This is a genomic window from Streptomyces composti, from assembly GCF_012034205.1.
Taxonomy (GTDB): Bacteria; Actinomycetota; Actinomycetes; order Streptomycetales; family Streptomycetaceae; genus Streptomyces; species Streptomyces composti.
Window position 1 is genome coordinate 68,227 of record NZ_JAATEM010000017.1, and the last position, 14,003, is coordinate 82,229.

General features: G+C 73.2%; 17 protein-coding genes and 1 pseudogene. 8 read left to right on the forward strand and 10 right to left on the reverse strand.

Annotated elements, in window-relative coordinates; genetic code table 11:
- Positions 1-22: 22 nt before the first annotated feature.
- Complete coding sequence (locus HCJ93_RS15655; RefSeq protein ID WP_167996323.1) at positions 23-160, reverse strand: hypothetical protein; 138 nt, start codon at positions 158-160, stop codon at positions 23-25.
- Positions 161-275: 115 nt separating this feature from the next.
- On the opposite strand from HCJ93_RS15655, the gene HCJ93_RS15660 reads away from it, so the two are divergent.
- Positions 276-1,073, forward strand: a complete 798-nt coding sequence (locus HCJ93_RS15660) for a site-2 protease family protein (protein WP_167996324.1) — start codon at positions 276-278, stop codon at positions 1,071-1,073.
- A 31-nt stretch (positions 1,074-1,104) separates the two neighbouring features.
- Here HCJ93_RS15660 and HCJ93_RS15665 read toward each other — a convergent pair whose 3' ends face one another.
- Together HCJ93_RS15665 and npdG are read right to left on the reverse strand one after the other, a co-directional pair.
- Positions 1,105-1,299: a hypothetical protein gene (locus tag HCJ93_RS15665; protein WP_167996325.1), complete on the reverse strand. Its 195-nt coding sequence runs from the start codon at positions 1,297-1,299 to the stop codon at positions 1,105-1,107.
- 64 nt (positions 1,300-1,363) lie between these two features.
- Positions 1,364-2,065 (reverse strand): NADPH-dependent F420 reductase, encoded by a 702-nt coding sequence (npdG, locus tag HCJ93_RS15670; RefSeq protein ID WP_167996326.1) that lies wholly within the window; start codon positions 2,063-2,065, stop codon positions 1,364-1,366.
- 86 nt (positions 2,066-2,151) lie between these two features.
- Between npdG and HCJ93_RS15675 the strand changes: the two genes are divergently transcribed.
- Both HCJ93_RS15675 and HCJ93_RS15680 read left to right on the forward strand, forming a co-directional pair.
- Positions 2,152-2,766, forward strand: a complete 615-nt coding sequence (locus HCJ93_RS15675; protein ID WP_167996327.1) for a hypothetical protein — start codon at positions 2,152-2,154, stop codon at positions 2,764-2,766.
- A 197-nt stretch (positions 2,767-2,963) separates the two neighbouring features.
- Positions 2,964-4,241, forward strand: coding sequence for an MFS transporter (locus HCJ93_RS15680; RefSeq protein ID WP_277350727.1), 1,278 nt, complete (start codon positions 2,964-2,966; stop codon positions 4,239-4,241).
- Positions 4,242-4,286: 45 nt separating this feature from the next.
- On the opposite strand, the gene HCJ93_RS15685 is transcribed toward HCJ93_RS15680, so the two are convergent.
- Positions 4,287-4,514: a hypothetical protein gene (locus tag HCJ93_RS15685; protein WP_167996328.1), complete on the reverse strand. Its 228-nt coding sequence runs from the start codon at positions 4,512-4,514 to the stop codon at positions 4,287-4,289.
- A 59-nt stretch (positions 4,515-4,573) separates the two neighbouring features.
- On the opposite strand from HCJ93_RS15685, the gene map reads away from it, so the two are divergent.
- Both map and HCJ93_RS15695 read left to right on the forward strand, forming a co-directional pair.
- The gene (gene map / locus HCJ93_RS15690) at positions 4,574-5,431 is read left to right on the forward strand and encodes a type I methionyl aminopeptidase (protein WP_167996329.1); all 858 of its coding nucleotides are present in this window, start codon (positions 4,574-4,576) and stop codon (positions 5,429-5,431) included.
- Between the two features lie 166 nt (positions 5,432-5,597).
- Positions 5,598-6,245, forward strand: coding sequence for a biliverdin-producing heme oxygenase (locus HCJ93_RS15695; protein ID WP_167996330.1), 648 nt, complete (start codon positions 5,598-5,600; stop codon positions 6,243-6,245).
- Between the two features lie 46 nt (positions 6,246-6,291).
- On the opposite strand, the gene HCJ93_RS15700 is transcribed toward HCJ93_RS15695, so the two are convergent.
- The gene (locus HCJ93_RS15700) at positions 6,292-6,936 is read right to left on the reverse strand and encodes a PhzF family phenazine biosynthesis protein (protein WP_167996331.1); all 645 of its coding nucleotides are present in this window, start codon (positions 6,934-6,936) and stop codon (positions 6,292-6,294) included.
- A gap of 213 nt (positions 6,937-7,149) precedes the next feature.
- Here HCJ93_RS15700 and HCJ93_RS15705 point away from each other — a divergent pair.
- A pseudogene (locus tag HCJ93_RS15705) lies at positions 7,150-7,539 on the forward strand (FTR1 family protein); the annotation flags it as partial.
- The gene (locus HCJ93_RS15710; protein WP_167996332.1) at positions 7,490-8,482 is read left to right on the forward strand and encodes an SCO2278 family lipoprotein; all 993 of its coding nucleotides are present in this window, start codon (positions 7,490-7,492) and stop codon (positions 8,480-8,482) included. The pseudogene HCJ93_RS15705 and the gene HCJ93_RS15710, both read left to right, overlap by 50 nt.
- Positions 8,483-8,514: 32 nt before the next feature.
- Here the strand turns inward: HCJ93_RS15710 and HCJ93_RS15715 are convergent, their stop codons facing one another.
- On the reverse strand, positions 8,515-9,252 hold the full coding sequence (locus HCJ93_RS15715) for a bifunctional DNA primase/polymerase (protein WP_167996333.1): 738 nt from the start codon (positions 9,250-9,252) through the stop codon (positions 8,515-8,517).
- 181 nt (positions 9,253-9,433) lie between these two features.
- Positions 9,434-10,051 carry a TetR/AcrR family transcriptional regulator gene (locus tag HCJ93_RS15720; protein ID WP_167996334.1) on the reverse strand — a complete coding sequence of 206 codons (618 nt, stop codon included), beginning with the start codon at positions 10,049-10,051 and terminating at the stop codon, positions 9,434-9,436.
- A 133-nt stretch (positions 10,052-10,184) separates the two neighbouring features.
- Between HCJ93_RS15720 and HCJ93_RS15725 the strand changes: the two genes are divergently transcribed.
- Entirely contained in the window at positions 10,185-10,403 is a 219-nt protein-coding gene (locus HCJ93_RS15725; RefSeq protein WP_167996335.1) for a DUF6243 family protein, read from the forward strand.
- A 31-nt stretch (positions 10,404-10,434) separates the two neighbouring features.
- Here HCJ93_RS15725 and HCJ93_RS15730 read toward each other — a convergent pair whose 3' ends face one another.
- Genes HCJ93_RS15730 through HCJ93_RS15740 form a run of 3 tightly spaced genes read right to left on the reverse strand, consistent with a single transcriptional unit; the run spans position 10,435 to position 13,934 of the window.
- Complete coding sequence (locus HCJ93_RS15730) at positions 10,435-11,412, reverse strand: small ribosomal subunit Rsm22 family protein (RefSeq protein ID WP_167996336.1); 978 nt, start codon at positions 11,410-11,412, stop codon at positions 10,435-10,437.
- A 9-nt stretch (positions 11,413-11,421) separates the two neighbouring features.
- Positions 11,422-12,582 carry a serine hydrolase domain-containing protein gene (locus HCJ93_RS15735; protein ID WP_206317495.1) on the reverse strand — a complete coding sequence of 387 codons (1,161 nt, stop codon included), beginning with the start codon at positions 12,580-12,582 and terminating at the stop codon, positions 11,422-11,424.
- Positions 12,579-13,934, reverse strand: coding sequence for a multidrug effflux MFS transporter (locus tag HCJ93_RS15740; protein ID WP_167996338.1), 1,356 nt, complete (start codon positions 13,932-13,934; stop codon positions 12,579-12,581). Before HCJ93_RS15740 ends, HCJ93_RS15735 begins: the two co-directional genes overlap by 4 nt.
- Positions 13,935-14,003: the final 69 nt, after the last annotated feature.

A 14,003-nucleotide genomic window follows, 5' to 3' on the forward strand; every position in this document is an offset into this window, starting at 1 on the left:
GTCGTCGGTGCTCCGGGGCCCATCACCGCGGCCCGCGCACGGTGCCCGGGAAGTGCGGCGGGTGCTCCGGCAGGGGCCGGGCCACCTCGTCGCCGACCGTGAACGGCTCGCCGCAGCGCTCCGTCCGCCCGTCCTCGTGGATCACGTGCCACAGCCCCATGCCCCTACTCTCCGACGGAACCGGCGGCCCGCGCGAGACGTTTTCCCGTTGCGCCCGGTACGGTCGGGCAGTCCCGTCGCCCGTCCCGTGCGTGTCCGACAGTCCAGGGAGTCCCATGACCACCGCCGCCCCCCGCCGCAGCGACCGGAGGATCAGCCCCGTCTTCCTGGCGATCGTGGCCGTGATGGCGGTCACCGGCTGGGCCACCTGGACGGGCTTCGCGGAGCAGCCGGGCCTCGCGGTGTTCCTGTTCGTGACGGCCGCGTGGGTCGTCTCGCTGTGCCTGCACGAGTACGCGCACGCGCGCACCGCCCTGCACAGCGGGGACCTCTCCGTCGGTGCCAAGGGCTACCTCACGCTGAACCCGGTGAAGTACACGCACGCCCTGCTGAGCATCGTGCTGCCCGTGCTGTTCGTGATCATGGGCGGGATCGGTCTGCCCGGCGGTGCCGTGTTCATCGACCGGGGGCGGATCCGGGGCCGCTGGCGGCACAGCCTGATCTCGGCGGCGGGCCCCCTGACCAATGTGCTGTTCGCGGCGGTGTGCACCGCCCCGTTCTGGCTGGGCGCGCTGGAGGGCGTGCCCACCGGCTTCCGCTACGCCCTCGCCTTCCTGGCGCTGCTGCAGGTGACGGCGGCCATCCTGAACTTCCTGCCGGTGCCGGGCCTGGACGGCTACGGAGTGATCGAGCCGTGGCTGTCCCACGGCGTCCGGCGCCAGGTGGAGCCGTTCGCCCCGTTCGGCCTGCTCTTCGTCTTCGCGCTGCTGTGGGTGCCGGCGCTCAACGGCGCCTTCTTCGGCGCGGTGGACGCGGTGCTGCGCGGCCTCGGCATCGGGGACGTGGAGTCGTACTGCGGCTTCGAGCTGTACCGCTTCTGGCAGACGGACGAGCTGTGCACGATCCCCCGTTAGCGGGTGCCGTCAGCCGGAGGGACGGGTGCCGTCAGCCGGTGGCGGAGGAGGAGGAGCGGCGGGCGTCGCGTCCGCGCTTGACGTAGTAGAGGCACATGTTGGACGACAGCCCCGCCAGCAGCACCCAGACCACGCCCATCAGCACCATGCCCTGCACGAAGGAGACGACGGCCGCGGCGACGGCGAGCAGGCAGACGACGAGGGCGTAGACGGCGAGGCGGGGCATAGGACTGGTCTCCTGTCGGGGGACACGGACGGTCTGTGCTTCACCCCCAGTGTCCCCCATCGGGTCATACGTCCGTGACGCGGAGCCCGGCGTGTGCCTTGTAGCGCCGGTTGACCGAGATCAGGTTGGCGACCAGCGCCTCCACCTGGTGCGCATTGCGCAGCCGGCCCGCGTAGACGCCGCGCATGCCGGGGATGCGCCCGGCCAGCGCCTGCACGATCTCCACATCGGCGCGCACCTCGCCGAGCACCATCACATCGGTCTCGATCCGGTCGGTCTCCGGGTCGGTGAGCAGCACGGCCGACAGGTGGTGGAAGGCGGCGGTGACCCGGGAGTCCGGCAGCAGGGCGGCGGCCTGCTCGGCGGCGCTGCCCTCCTCGGGCCTGAGCGCGTAGGCGCCCTTCTTGTCGAAGCCGAGCGGGTTGACGCAGTCGACGACGAGCTTGCCCGCCAGCTCCTCGCGCAGCGCCGTGAGGGTGTCGCCGTGCCCGTCCCACGGCACGGCGACGATCACGATGTCGCTGCGGCGGGCGCACTCGGCGTTGTCGGCGCCCTCGATGCCGTGGCCGAGCTCCTCGGCGGCGGCCCGGGCACGCTCGGCGGCGCGGGAACCGATGATCACCTTCTGGCCGGCCCGGGCGAGGCGGAAGGCGAGGCCCTTGCCCTGCGGGCCGGTGCCGCCGAGTACGCCGACGACGTACCCGGAGACGTCGGGGAGGTCCCAGGGGTCCTTGGCGGGCGGCTTTGCACTGTCGGTAGAGGTCATGGCCCGACTTTACGACCCGTCCACGGACGGGCGATTCCCGGGCGAACGCCGGGCCGCGGCGAACCGGTTGGGGCAGGATGCGCCGCATGGATGCGGTACGGGTCGCGTTGCTGCGGGAAGTGCTCGCCGGGACGGAGTGGCTGGGGGCCACCCGGAGGTTCGCGGGGGCGCTGCGGGGGTCGGTGGTGTCGCACGGGGGCGGGCTGCTGCTGGTGGGGACGCGGGAGTACGAGCCGTGGCATCTGGCGGCGCATCTGGTGGACGAGGCGGCGTGGTCGGGGACGCCGGAGCTCGCGCCGACGCTGGTGCGGCATGACGCGCGGCCGTCGGATCCGGCACATCTGGCGGTGGGGCTGGGGAGGCTGGAGGCGGTGCGGCGGGGGGAGACGCTGCTGGTGGTGGCACCGGGGGAACCGGGTGACGGGCTGCTGGAGCGGGTGTCGGACGCGCGGCGGGCGGGGGCGGTGTTGCTGGCGCTGGGGCCGGAGGAGGGAGAGCTGCCGGGGCTGGCGCACGAGACGTTGGCGGTGCCGGAGGGGGGTGAGCTGGATCTGGACACGGTGCAGCATCTGGTGAGTGCGGCGGCCGGGGAGAACGCGGTTCCCGGTGCGGGCGCCTCCCGGCGGGGGAGGCGGAGGTTCCGGGAGCGGCTTTCCCATCTGGCGGATCTGCTGATGGCGCCGCCTCCGCCGCGGTGGTGAGGTCGCCGGTGCGGGGGTGGGTGTGCGCCGGGCCCGCAGCAGGGGTGCCGCCGCGCCCGTCCTCCCCCGCTGCCCGGGCGGCACGACTGCCCGCGGTCCCGTGCGTCGGCGCGGATGCCCGGAGTTGTGCCGCCTGCGGAAAATCGCTTGTCCGGCGCGATCGAGGGCGCCGAGGATGAGCCGCTGTGAGTCGGTCGTTGCTTCCTGATCTCGGGCCCTGGCGGGAGTCCGCGGATTTCCGGCGGATGTGGGTGGCCGGGCTGATCACCAATTTCGGGAGCTTTCTGACCTTTGTCGCGCTGCCCGTGCAGATCAAGGACCTGACCGGCTCCGCGGCGGCCGTCGGGGCGATCGGGGCCGTGCAGCTGGTGCCGCTGGTGGTGTTCGGGCTCTACGGCGGGGCGTTCGCCGACGCCTGGGACAAACGCAAGCTGATCGTGTGGACCGAGGCGGGCCAGGGCGTCCTGTGCGCCGTGCTGCTGCTGAACGTGCTGCTGCCCTCCCCCGCCGTCTGGGCCCTGTATGTGGTGGCGGCGCTGTCGTCGGCGCTGTCCTCGGTCCAGCGGCCCGCCCTGGACGCGCTCACTCCGCGCATCGTCCGCCATGAGCTGCTCCCCGCCGCCGCGGCGCTGAACTCGCTGCGCTGGCAGGTGGGCGCGGTCGCGGGGCCCGCGCTCGCCGGCCTGGTCGTCGCGTTCGCCGGGCTGGCCTGGGCGTACGCCATCGACCTGGCCACCTTCGCGGTCTCCGTGGTGCTGGGCCTCGGGCTGCGCCCCTCCCCCGCCTCGCACGCGGCGAAAAAGCCGTCCTGGGCGGCGATCGCGGAGGGCGCCCGGTACGCCTGGAGCCGCAAGGAGCTGCTGGGCACCTATGCGATCGACCTGGCGGCGATGTGCCTGGCGATGCCGCTGGCGGTGCTTCCGTTCCTCGCCGACGAGCTGGGCGCCGAGTGGTCGCTGGGGCTGATGTACGCCGCGATCCCGGCCGGGTCGCTGCTGGTGAGCCTGACCAGCGGCTGGACCTCGCGGGTGCACCGGCACGGCCGGCTGGTGGTGCTGGCGGCGGCCGGCTGGGGGCTGGCGATCGTCGCGGCGGGCGTCGCGGGCAACGTCTGGCTGGTGCTGCTGTGCCTGACGGTGGGCGGCGCCTTCGACATGGTCAGCGGCATCTTCCGCAGCGCGATGTGGAACCAGACCATCCCGGACGAGCTGCGCGGCAGGCTCGCCGGTATCGAGCTGCTGTCGTACGCGGTGGGCCCGCGGCTCGGGCAGGTCCGGGTGGGCGGCATGGCCGCCTGGCTCGGCGTGCGGACGTCGGTGTGGTCGGGCGGACTGCTGTGCGCGGGCGCGGTGGCGCTGCTGGCGCTGTGCCTGCCCAAGCTGATGAGCTACGACGTGCGGACGAACGAGCACGCGGTCCGGCTGCGCGAGCAGCGCACGGCGGCAGCCGGATCCGCGAGCACGGCCACGGCGTAGCGCCGGGCGGAACGCACAGCGGCCATGGCGTGGGGCCGGGCGGGATCAGTCCTCGGGCCCGGAGGCGGGGGCGTCGTGCCAGCGCGGGTCGTTCTCCCACTGCAGGTTCCGCTCCCGCGCGGTCTCCATCGCACGCTCGGCCTCACCGGGGCTGGCGTACGGTCCGAAGCGGTCCTTGCCGGGGCACTCGGGCCCCTCCTCGACCTTCTTGTGCTCCAGGCAGTAGTACCACTCGCCCGGCTTTCCGACCGTGCGCTTCTTGAACAGGGGCATGACCGGCTCCTCTCACCACGAAGATGGTCCCCCATCGCCGCTGACTTAGACTCGCTGGCATGTCTGGCCAGTCGCTGCTCGTCCCAGGGGAGCTGTCTCCCACCCGCTCCGTGCCCGGAAACATCCGCCGTCCCGAGTACGTCGGCAAGCCCGCCCCGACGCCGTACACGGGTCCGGAGGTGCAGACCCCGGAGACCATCGAGGCGATGCGGATCGCCGGCCGGATCGCCGCGCAGGCGATGGAGGAGGCGGCCAAGCACATCGCGCCGGGGGTGACCACCGACGAGCTGGACCGGGTGACGCACGAGTTCCTGTGCGACCACGGCGCCTACCCCTCCACCCTGGGCTACCGCGGGTTCCCGAAGTCGCTGTGCACCTCGATCAACGAGGTGATCTGCCACGGCATCCCGGACTCCACGGTGCTGCGGGACGGCGACATCGTGAACCTGGACGTGACCGCGTACATCGGCGGGGTGCACGGCGACAACAACGCCACCTACCTGGTGGGCGACGTGGACGAGGAGAGCCGGCTGCTGGTGGAGCGCACCTGGGAGGCGCTGAACCGGGCGATCAAGGCGGTCAAGCCGGGCCGGCAGATCAATGTGATCGGCCGGGTCATCGAGTCGTACGCCAAGCGCTTCGGATACGGAGTGGTGCGGGACTTCACCGGCCACGGCATCAACAGCTCGTTCCACTCGGGCCTGATCATCCCGCACTACGACAGCCCGCACGCCACCACGGTGATGCAGCCGGGCATGACCTTCACCATCGAGCCGATGCTGACCCTGGGCACCCACGAGTACGACATCTGGGACGACGGCTGGACGGTGGTGACGAAGGACCGCAAGCGGACGGCGCAGTTCGAGCACACGCTGGTGGTCACGGACACGGGTGCGGAGATCCTGACCCTGCCCTGACCCGGCCCGGGCTCGTGCCGCCCGCCACGCCCCGGTCCTGCCCCGTTTCTGCCCTGATTCCTGCCCTGATCCGGGTGCTGCGGGTGTCCGGCGTGGGTAGGCTCTTGCCGACAGACCGTCGGCAAACCTATTGACTTAGGTAAGCCTAACCACAGAAGATCGGTGTATGGACTCCTTCTCGACGCTCATCCGCACCGCGTCCCATGAGCAGCACGTGGAGGCCGAGACCTCGACGTTCATGAGCGACCTGCTCGGCGGGCGGCTCGGCGTCGACGCGTTCGCCCGTTACACCGAGCAGCTGTGGTTCGTGTACGAGGCGCTGGAGGCGTCCGCGGCGCGGCTTGCGGCGGATCCGGTGGCGGGCCCGTTCATCCGGCCGGAGCTGATGCGCCTGGCCTCGCTGGAGCGGGACCTGGAGCATCTGCGCGGCCCCGGCTGGCGGGAGTCGCTGTCCGCCCTGCCGGCGACCCGGGCGTACGCGGACCGGGTGCGCGAGTGCGCCGAGCGCTGGCCGGGCGGCTATGTCGCCCACCACTACACGCGCTACCTGGGCGATCTGTCCGGCGGCCAGATCATCCGCGACAAGGCGGAGAGGACCTGGGGCTTCGCCAGGAAGGGCGACGGAGTCCGCTTCTACGTCTTCGAGGACATCGCCAACCCGGCCGCCTTCAAGCGGATGTACCGGGGGCTGCTGGACGCGCTGCCGGCGGACGACCTGGAGAAGCAGCGGATCGTCAGTGAGTGCAAAGCCGCGTTCGGGCTGAACACCGGGGTGTTCCGGGCACTGGGCGAGGAGTTCCCGCTCTCGGCGTGAGCGGCGGTCACGGCGCCTCACGGCAACGACTGCCTCTCGGCGGCGACTACCTCTCGAGGACGACGCGTCCGCCGACCTCCACCCACCCCTCCGGCTGCGGCGCGGTGAGGATCTGCGAACCGGAGCCCTGGGTGATGTTGAGGGCCCGGCCCAGCCGGTGGGTGAGCAGCAGTGCCGCCGCGCCGGTCGCCTCGTCCTCGTCGATGCCGTCGTCGCGGCCGGGGAAGGCGCGGGCCCGGACACGGCCGGCCGGTTCGTCCTCCCACGCCCAGGCGTAGATCCACTCCCCCTTCGGCGGCACGGGCAGGTCGTCGACCTCGGCCGCGGTGGCGTACTGGCGCAGCGTGCGCGGCGGCACCCACTCCGCGCGGGCCTCGATCCAGCAGAACTCCCCGTCCTGCCGGGCGCCCACCACCCCGGCGGGCGTGACGAGTTCGGGCACGTCGATCAGCCAGGCCGTGCCGACGCAGGGGTGTCCGGCGAAGGGCAGCCGCCCGGCCGGGGTGTAGATGTCGATGATCCCGCGCTCGGGGTCGTCGACGAACACGGTCTCGCTGAAGCCGAGCTTCGCCGCGAGCTCCTGCCGCTGGTCCCGCCCGGGCACGACGGAACCGTCGCGCACGACGCCGAGTTCATTGCCGTAGCCGCCCCGGGGCCCGCAGAAGACGCGGAGCACGTCGTAGTCAGTCACGGGGGCATTCAAGCATCGTGTCCGCAGACCGGGAGGCGAGATCGGCCGGAGGGCGCCCCCTGGGCCCTTGACGCCTCCTTGCCCCTGACCGACCTCTCCTTGACCGACACATGGCGTGCGTGGTGAGCCACTGTGATCGGCGCGCTCCCCTGCACCGTCCATGAAAGCGGGCTCACGGAACGCCCGGGTACCGACCGGGAGTTCCCTCGCTGTGTCGGCCTCACCTTCCTTCGGGCGCTGCGGACCGACCCGGCCCGGTTCTTCACCCGGACCGGCGCCATGCCGGTCGTGGCGGCGGGCGTCCCGGCCTACGGATTCCACGACCTGCAGGAGGCCGACCCGCTGCCCGGCCTGACGAACCGTGCCTTCGACATCAGCGGCGCCGTCCCGCCGGACAGCTGGTACGGCACGCTGCTGAAGGGCGAGTTCACCTTCCAGCCCGGCCCGACCGTGCTCCAGGTCACGGTGTGGCTGCTCTACCCGATCCCGGCGCTCGCCCTTTTCCCCTCCCCGGTAGGGTTCGCCTCCGGGAAGGGGAAGGTGAAGGAACCGGATGAGCAGGGATCTCGGCCTTCGAAGGCTCCGCAGGCACCGCAGGTTTGAGAAGTGCGTGCTGCTGGTGGCCGCCTTGTCGGTGGCCACCAGCGGTTGTGTGGTGGTGCACGGCGAACGCGAGGTGCTTCCGGCGGCCACGCGCGGCGAGGCCGCGAAGGCGCTGCGGCAGTTCACCACCGCCTACAACAAGGCCGATGAGGCGTACGACAGCTCCCTGGACGCCACGTACACCACCGGGGCGCTCGGCGACATCGACAAGGCGCGGCTGACCGCCGGGAAGGCCAACAACCCCGAGGGCAACCCCTCGCACACGCCGCTGAAGCTGACCGACGCGAAGTTCACCATCCCGAAGAAGGCCGGCTGGCCCCGCTGGTTCCTCGCCGACGCGGCCGGGAACAAGGGCGGCGAGGCCCGCTGGCTGCTGGTGTTCACCCGCGACTCGCTGGACGAGCCGTGGCAGGTCGCCTATCTGACGCTGGTCGACCCGGACGAGATACCGCGGTTCAGGACGGACGAGGACGGCTGGGCGGAGGCGGTGCCGGCGAACGCCACCGATGTGGCGGTGGCGCCGGAGGAGCTGAGCCAGAAGTACGCCACGTACCTGAAGGACGGCGGGGACGCGTTCGCGGTGGGCCCGCACACCAGTGCCTGGCGGGCGCTGCGGAAGAAGCGGTCGGAGCGGCCGGGGCTGGCCACCCAGTACCTCGACGAGCCGGTGACGGGCGGGGACTACCGGCCGCTGGCGCTGCGCACCGAGGACGGCGGCGCGCTGGTGTTCTTCACCACGCGGCACTTCGAGAAGCAGACGGCCGCCGCGGGGGCGACGGTGCCCACGCCCAACAAGGACGTGCTGGCGCTGACCACCGGGGAGATCCGCCAGTCGCTGACCATGCAGTTCATCTCGAACGAGGTCGCGCTGGACCCGGCGGGCGACGGTGCGGTGGAGGTCCTGGGGCGCATCCAGGGGCTGGTGTCCGCGAAGGGCGAGTAGCAGCGCCCCCCCCCGGGGGGTGCCGGGTGCCGTCAGTGGTGACGCAGGGGCCAGGCCGTGCCCGCGGAGTCGGAGAAGGCCTCGGCGTGCCGGGCGCAGGAGTCGGTGAGGAACTCCAGGATGGTCAACGGGTCCGGCAGCTTGTGCTCGGGGCCGCGGATCCAGCGGACCGAGGGGCCGTCGTCGCCGGGGAGGCGGGCCGGGGGGACCAGAACGTAGGAACCCCGGCAGTGCCAGCGCAGGCCGGGGTGCTCGTCCATGGTCTCCGGGTGGCAGTCCAGCTCGCAGGGCCACCACTCGTCCTCGTCCTCGGGGGTGCCCCGGGTGAGGGTGAAGAAGAACATCCGTCCATCGTCGCTCTCGGCGACCGGGCCGACCTCGACCCCGGCGGCGAGCAGGTGCTCCAAAGCCTCGCGACCGGCCACGTGGGGCACGTCGAGGACGTCGTGCACCATGCCGGTCGCGGTGATGAAGTTGGCCTGCGGCTGATGGCGGGCCCAGCGTTCGATCTGGGCGCGGTCGGTGGTCGACTGCGTCTGCCAGGCGAAGGACACCGGGTGCCGGGCCGGGGTGGGACAGCCCACGCGGTCGCAGGAGCAGCGGTATCCGACGGGGTGGGCGGCGGGTGCGAGCGGCAGACCCACGGCGGCGGCGGCGAGCAGCAGGGTCTCACGGCCGCCGTCGTCGGCGGCCTGCTTCGGGCGGCGTCCTCGCAGCCACCGGGAGAGTTTGCCCTGCCGGCCGGTCCGGCCCTGGAAGTCCGCGCTCATCTATCCCCTCGCCTCTGTCCCCTCGCCGTCGTGCGGTCCAGCATGCCCTATGGTCCCACCATCGTGCGCATCGGGGGCCCGGAGCCCACAAACTGCCCAGGTGGGACGAGGGGGGATCATTCCCCGGCCGGGGATCCGGGCTGTCCGGGCTCCTCGGCCGGGGCCGGGGCGTTCGACCTCCTCAGCGGGGGGCCAGTCCGTTCAGGGCGTAGTCGACCAGGGTGTCGGTGTACTCGTAGCTGATCGGGCCGGTGTGCTGCAGCCAGCGCTGGGCGAGCGGGGAGACGAACAGTTCCAGGGCGATGCGCGGATCGATGTCGGCGCGGACCTGCCCGGCCCGCTGGGCGGAGCGCAGGCGGTCGGCGTAGAGCTCCAGCTGCGGCAGCAGCAGCCTGGCCACGAAGCGGCGGCCCAGCTCCTCGTTGACCACGCCCTCGGCAGCCAGGGCGCGGGAGGGCGCGGCGAAGGCGGGGTCCTGCAGCTCGTCCACCGTGGCCCGCAGGACGCCCTTGAGGTCGGCGGCGAGATCGCCGGTGTCCGGGATCGCGTACGGCGCCTGCCCGGCGGCCTCGGCGGCCTGCTCGCTCAGGTCCAGGAAGGCGTCGAGCAGCACGTCGGCCTTCGACCGCCACCAGCGGTAGATCGTCTGCTTCCCCACGCCGGCGCGGGCGGCGATGCCCTCGACGGTGGTCTTGGGGTAGCCGACCTCGCCGACGAGGGCGAGGGCGGCGTCGAAGATCGCGCGGCGGGAGCGCTCGCTGCGGCGTGAGACGTCGGGCGTGGACTCCTTGCTGGCCATGCAGCCGAATCTATCAGGTTGACAAGACGGTGCGTCTCGCCGACAGTGGTGAGGCCAGCGTACGAGACGAACCGTCTCGTCACACCACACCGCGGGGAGCGTCCGGGGACGTCCGGGCGGAAGGGAGAACGCCATGACGCGTGGCGGAGCCGGAAACATGCTGGGAGTCGGGGGCACCCGGCAGCACCTCGGGCGCAAGGCACTGCGCGGAGGGGAGCGCGGCGGCCGCATCGGGGGCGGGCTCGACCCGCAGGCCCAGAAGCGGGAACTGCTGCGCAGGCTGCAGCAGCAGCGCGCGGACCGCGCACAGCGGGCCGCGCGGAGGGACACGGATCAGGAGGTGCGGGAGTGAGCGGTCACCGAGCCGGGCGGCAGCCGGGCCGTCAGTGACCGGCCGGGGGCCACGGGTCGCCCCAGCCGGTGTCCCGGGCCGCCCGGTAGACGTCCCCGTGGCGCTTGGTGATCGTGGCGCGGCGCAGGCTCGGCTCGGTCTCGCACAGGTCGAGCAGGACCTGGCCCTTGCGGATCTGCGGCCTGCGCACCACCCGGGCGGGGGCCGGTACGGCCGGGTGCCGGGTGGCGGCGACGTAGCTGAACTTCTCGTCCTCGTACGCGAGCGAGCCGCCCTTGATCTGGCGGTGCAGCGAGGAACGGCTGACCCTGGCCGAGAAGTGGCACCAGTCGGTGCCGGGCACGACGGGGCAGACGGCGCTGTGCGGGCAGGGGGCGGCGATGCGGAAGCCGGCGGCGATCAGGCGGTCGCGGGCCTCGATGACGCGGGCGTAGCCGTCGGGGGTGCCGGGCTCGACGATCACCACGGCCCCGGCCGCCTCGGCGGCGGTGTCGACGAGGGCGGCGCGGTCGGGGGCGGTCAGCTCGTTGAGCACGTAGGAGACGGTGACCAGGTCCACGGGCTCGAGGACGAGGCCGGGGCCGATGCGGTCGCGGCGCCACTCGGCCCTGCCCAGGGCCGGATTGGCTCCGGCCAGTTCACGGCCGAGAGCGAGCGCGGGCTCGGCCCAGTCGAGCACGGTCACCGGGCGTTCGCCGGGCCAGGTGGCGGTGACCGCCCAGGCGGCGGCGCCGGTGCCGCCGCCGAGGTCGGTGTGGCTGCCCGGTGTCCAGTCCGGCACGGCCCCGGCGAACGCCGTCAGCGCCTGGTGCACCGCCTCGAAGGTGGCGGGCATCCGGTAGGCCGCGTAGGCCGCGACGTCGGCGCGGTCGCGCAGGATCGGCGCGTGGGTGGGGGTGGCGCCGCGGTAGGCGGAGATCAGCCGCTCGACGGCCCGGGCGGCCTGGCGCGGCGGGAGCCCGTCCAGCAGGCCGGCCAGGGCGGAGCGGAGGTCGTCGGCGGCGTTCACCCGGAGATTCTAGGAGACCCCTCCCCCTGCTCCGCGCCCCCGTCCCGGGAGGATCGACCTGGCGAGGAGCGTCGCCGCGGTGGCCCTCGGGGCGTTGTCCGCCCTGCGGCGGCGGGGGTGGACCGTGTTGGCCAGCAGGACGAGGAAGGTGTCCGTGGCCCGGTCCAGGATCAGGCACGTTCCGGTGAAGCCGCAGTGGCCCGCGGCCCCGCGGCCGGCGAGTTCGCCCATGAACCAGGGCTGGTCCAGGGCGAAGCCCAGGCCGGGCGGGGCGAACAGCAGGTCCACGTAGTCGGGGCCGAGGATGCGGGCGGGGCCGTAGGCGCCGCCGGCCAGCAGGGCGCGGCAGAAGACCGCGAGGTCCCGGGCCGTGGAGAACAGCCCGGCGTGGCCCGCGACGCCGCCCAGCGCCCAGGCGTTCTCGTCGTGCACCTCGCCCCGCAGCATGCCCCGGTCCGCCTTGGCCCACGGCGTGCGCTGGTCCTCGGTGGCCGCCGCGCCGGGGCAGGGGCCGAAGCCGGTCGACGTCATGCCGAGCGGGCGGGTGATGCCGTCGTGGACCAGGGTGTCGAGGGCGCGGCCGGTGATGCGCTGCAGCACCTGCTGGAGCAGCAGCATGTTCAGGTCGGAGTAGCAGTACGTGCCGGGCGCCGTCACCGGTTCCTCCGCGCGCAGCATGTCCAGCCGCTCGGCGTCGTCGGCGCAGTCGTACAGCGGCAGTTCGGGGCGGAGCCCGGAGGTGTGGGTGAGCAGCTGCCGCACGGTGATGCCGTGCCGGCCCGCGCCGGTGAAGTCCGGCAGGTAGGCGCCGACGCGGGCGTCGATGCCGAGGGTGCCCCGCTCCAACTGCTGCACGGCGGCGACCGAGGTGAACAGCTTGGTCACGGAGGCCAGGTCGAACGGGGTGTCCACGGTGGCCGGGACGCGCTCGGCCGGCGGGAGTTCCACCGCGGTGCCGGTGCGCTCGTCCCAGCCGGCACAGCGCACGGCCCAGCCCGACGCCTCCTCCAGGGCGATCACCGGTCCGCGTCCGGCGATCACCACGGCGCCCGCCGTCCAGGGGTCGTCCCCGGTGGTGAGGGCGCGCACATGACCGGCGAGGCGGCGCAGTCCCGCGGGGTCGAGCCCGGCCCGTTCCGGTGAGCTGTGGCGCAGTTTCGGGGCGCTCAGCGTTCTGCCCTCACGGTCTCGTCGCGCAGGCCGTCCTGTGTGCCGTCGTGCCGTCCGTCCTGCCCCGTCTCCTCCTGCCGGGTCCGCCAGGGCCGGCACAGCCCCAGGAAGCAGACGGTCGCGACCAGCGCGGCGCCGAGCTGCACCACGGCCATCGGCACGGCGGTGTCCTCGCCGGCGATCCCCACCAGCGGCGAGGCGATCGCACCGATCAGGAAGGACGAGGTGCCGAGCAGCGCGGAGGCCGAGCCCGCGCCGTGCCGCACCCGCATCAGGGCGAGCGCCTGGGTGTTGGGCAGGGTGATGCCCATCGCGGACATCAGCACGAACAGCGCGGCGGCCACCGGGAACAGCCCCGTGAAGCCGAAGACGCCGAGCGAGAGCAGCAGCAGCGCGGTCGCGGCGAGGACGACGACGGTGAGGCCGACGGCCAGCACCCGGTCCAGGCGGACCCGGCCGACCAGGATCCTGCCGTTGACCTGGCCCACGGTCACCAGGCCGACCGCGTTCAGCCCGAACAGCAGGCTGAACGTCTGCGGGGAGGCGCCGTGGATCTCCTGGACGACGAACGGCGAGGCCGCGATGTAGGCGAAGAGGGCGGCGAAGGCGAAGCCGCCGGCGAGCAGATAGCCGGTGAAGGCGCGGTCGGCGAGCAGCCGGCGCATCGCGCCGAGCGCCTCCCCCGCCCCGCCGGCGTGCCGGTCGCCGGGCGCCAGGGTCTCCGGGAGCCGAGCCCACACCACGAGGCCGAGCAGCGCGCCGACCACGGCGAGGACCACGAACACGCCCCGCCAGTCGGTCACCCGCAGGATCTGCCCGCCGATCAGCGGCGCCACGATCGGGGCCATGCCGGAGATCAGCATCAGGGTGGAGAAGAAGCGGGCCATGGCCACGCCGTCGTACAGGTCGCGGACCACGGCGCGGGCGATGACGATGCCGGCCGCGCCCGCGAGTCCCTGCACCAGCCGGCAGACCGTCAGCAGCTGAACCGTCGGCGCGACGGCGCACAGCACGGTGGCGACGACATACACCGCGAGGCCGGCGAGCAGCGGGCGGCGGCGTCCCCAGCGGTCGCTCATCGGGCCGACGACCAGCTGCCCGAGCGCCATGCCGGCCAGGCAGGCGGTGAGGGTGAGCTGAACGGTGGCGGCGGGCGCGTGCAGGGACCGGGTGACCTCCGGGAGCGCCGGGAGGTACATGTCCATCGCCAGCGGGGGCGTGGCGGTCAGCCCGCCGAGGACGAGCGTGACGAACAGTCCGGTGCGGCGCGCCGCGCCCCCCGGTCCTCCTCCCCCGCCCGCTTTTGCCGGTCTCCCCGCCGAGCCGGCCGTGGACGCCCCACCCTCGGGCATGTGGCCCCTCCCTCTTCGCATCGTGCGGTCCCTATGCTCTCAGCTCGTACACGTGGCCGATGACACAGC

What these genes read in the sequence shown, in the direction of transcription:
- HCJ93_RS15725 (WP_167996335.1), top strand. Translation starts at nt 10,185, where the DNA reads ATGACGCGTGGCGGAGCCGGAAACATGCTGGGAGTCGGGGGCACCCGG.
- HCJ93_RS15740 (WP_167996338.1), bottom strand. Translation starts at nt 13,934, where the DNA reads ATGCCCGAGGGTGGGGCGTCCACGGCCGGCTCGGCGGGGAGACCGGCA.
- npdG (WP_167996326.1), bottom strand. Translation starts at nt 2,065, where the DNA reads ATGACCTCTACCGACAGTGCAAAGCCGCCCGCCAAGGACCCCTGGGAC.
- HCJ93_RS15695 (WP_167996330.1), top strand. Translation starts at nt 5,598, where the DNA reads ATGGACTCCTTCTCGACGCTCATCCGCACCGCGTCCCATGAGCAGCAC.
- HCJ93_RS15685 (WP_167996328.1), bottom strand. Translation starts at nt 4,514, where the DNA reads ATGCCCCTGTTCAAGAAGCGCACGGTCGGAAAGCCGGGCGAGTGGTAC.
- HCJ93_RS15655 (WP_167996323.1), bottom strand. Translation starts at nt 160, where the DNA reads ATGGGGCTGTGGCACGTGATCCACGAGGACGGGCGGACGGAGCGCTGC.
- HCJ93_RS15660 (WP_167996324.1), top strand. Translation starts at nt 276, where the DNA reads ATGACCACCGCCGCCCCCCGCCGCAGCGACCGGAGGATCAGCCCCGTC.
- HCJ93_RS15715 (WP_167996333.1), bottom strand. Translation starts at nt 9,252, where the DNA reads ATGAGCGCGGACTTCCAGGGCCGGACCGGCCGGCAGGGCAAACTCTCC.
- map (WP_167996329.1), top strand. Translation starts at nt 4,574, where the DNA reads ATGTCTGGCCAGTCGCTGCTCGTCCCAGGGGAGCTGTCTCCCACCCGC.
- HCJ93_RS15665 (WP_167996325.1), bottom strand. Translation starts at nt 1,299, where the DNA reads ATGCCCCGCCTCGCCGTCTACGCCCTCGTCGTCTGCCTGCTCGCCGTC.
- HCJ93_RS15710 (WP_167996332.1), top strand. Translation starts at nt 7,490, where the DNA reads ATGAGCAGGGATCTCGGCCTTCGAAGGCTCCGCAGGCACCGCAGGTTT.
- HCJ93_RS15675 (WP_167996327.1), top strand. Translation starts at nt 2,152, where the DNA reads ATGGATGCGGTACGGGTCGCGTTGCTGCGGGAAGTGCTCGCCGGGACG.
- HCJ93_RS15720 (WP_167996334.1), bottom strand. Translation starts at nt 10,051, where the DNA reads ATGGCCAGCAAGGAGTCCACGCCCGACGTCTCACGCCGCAGCGAGCGC.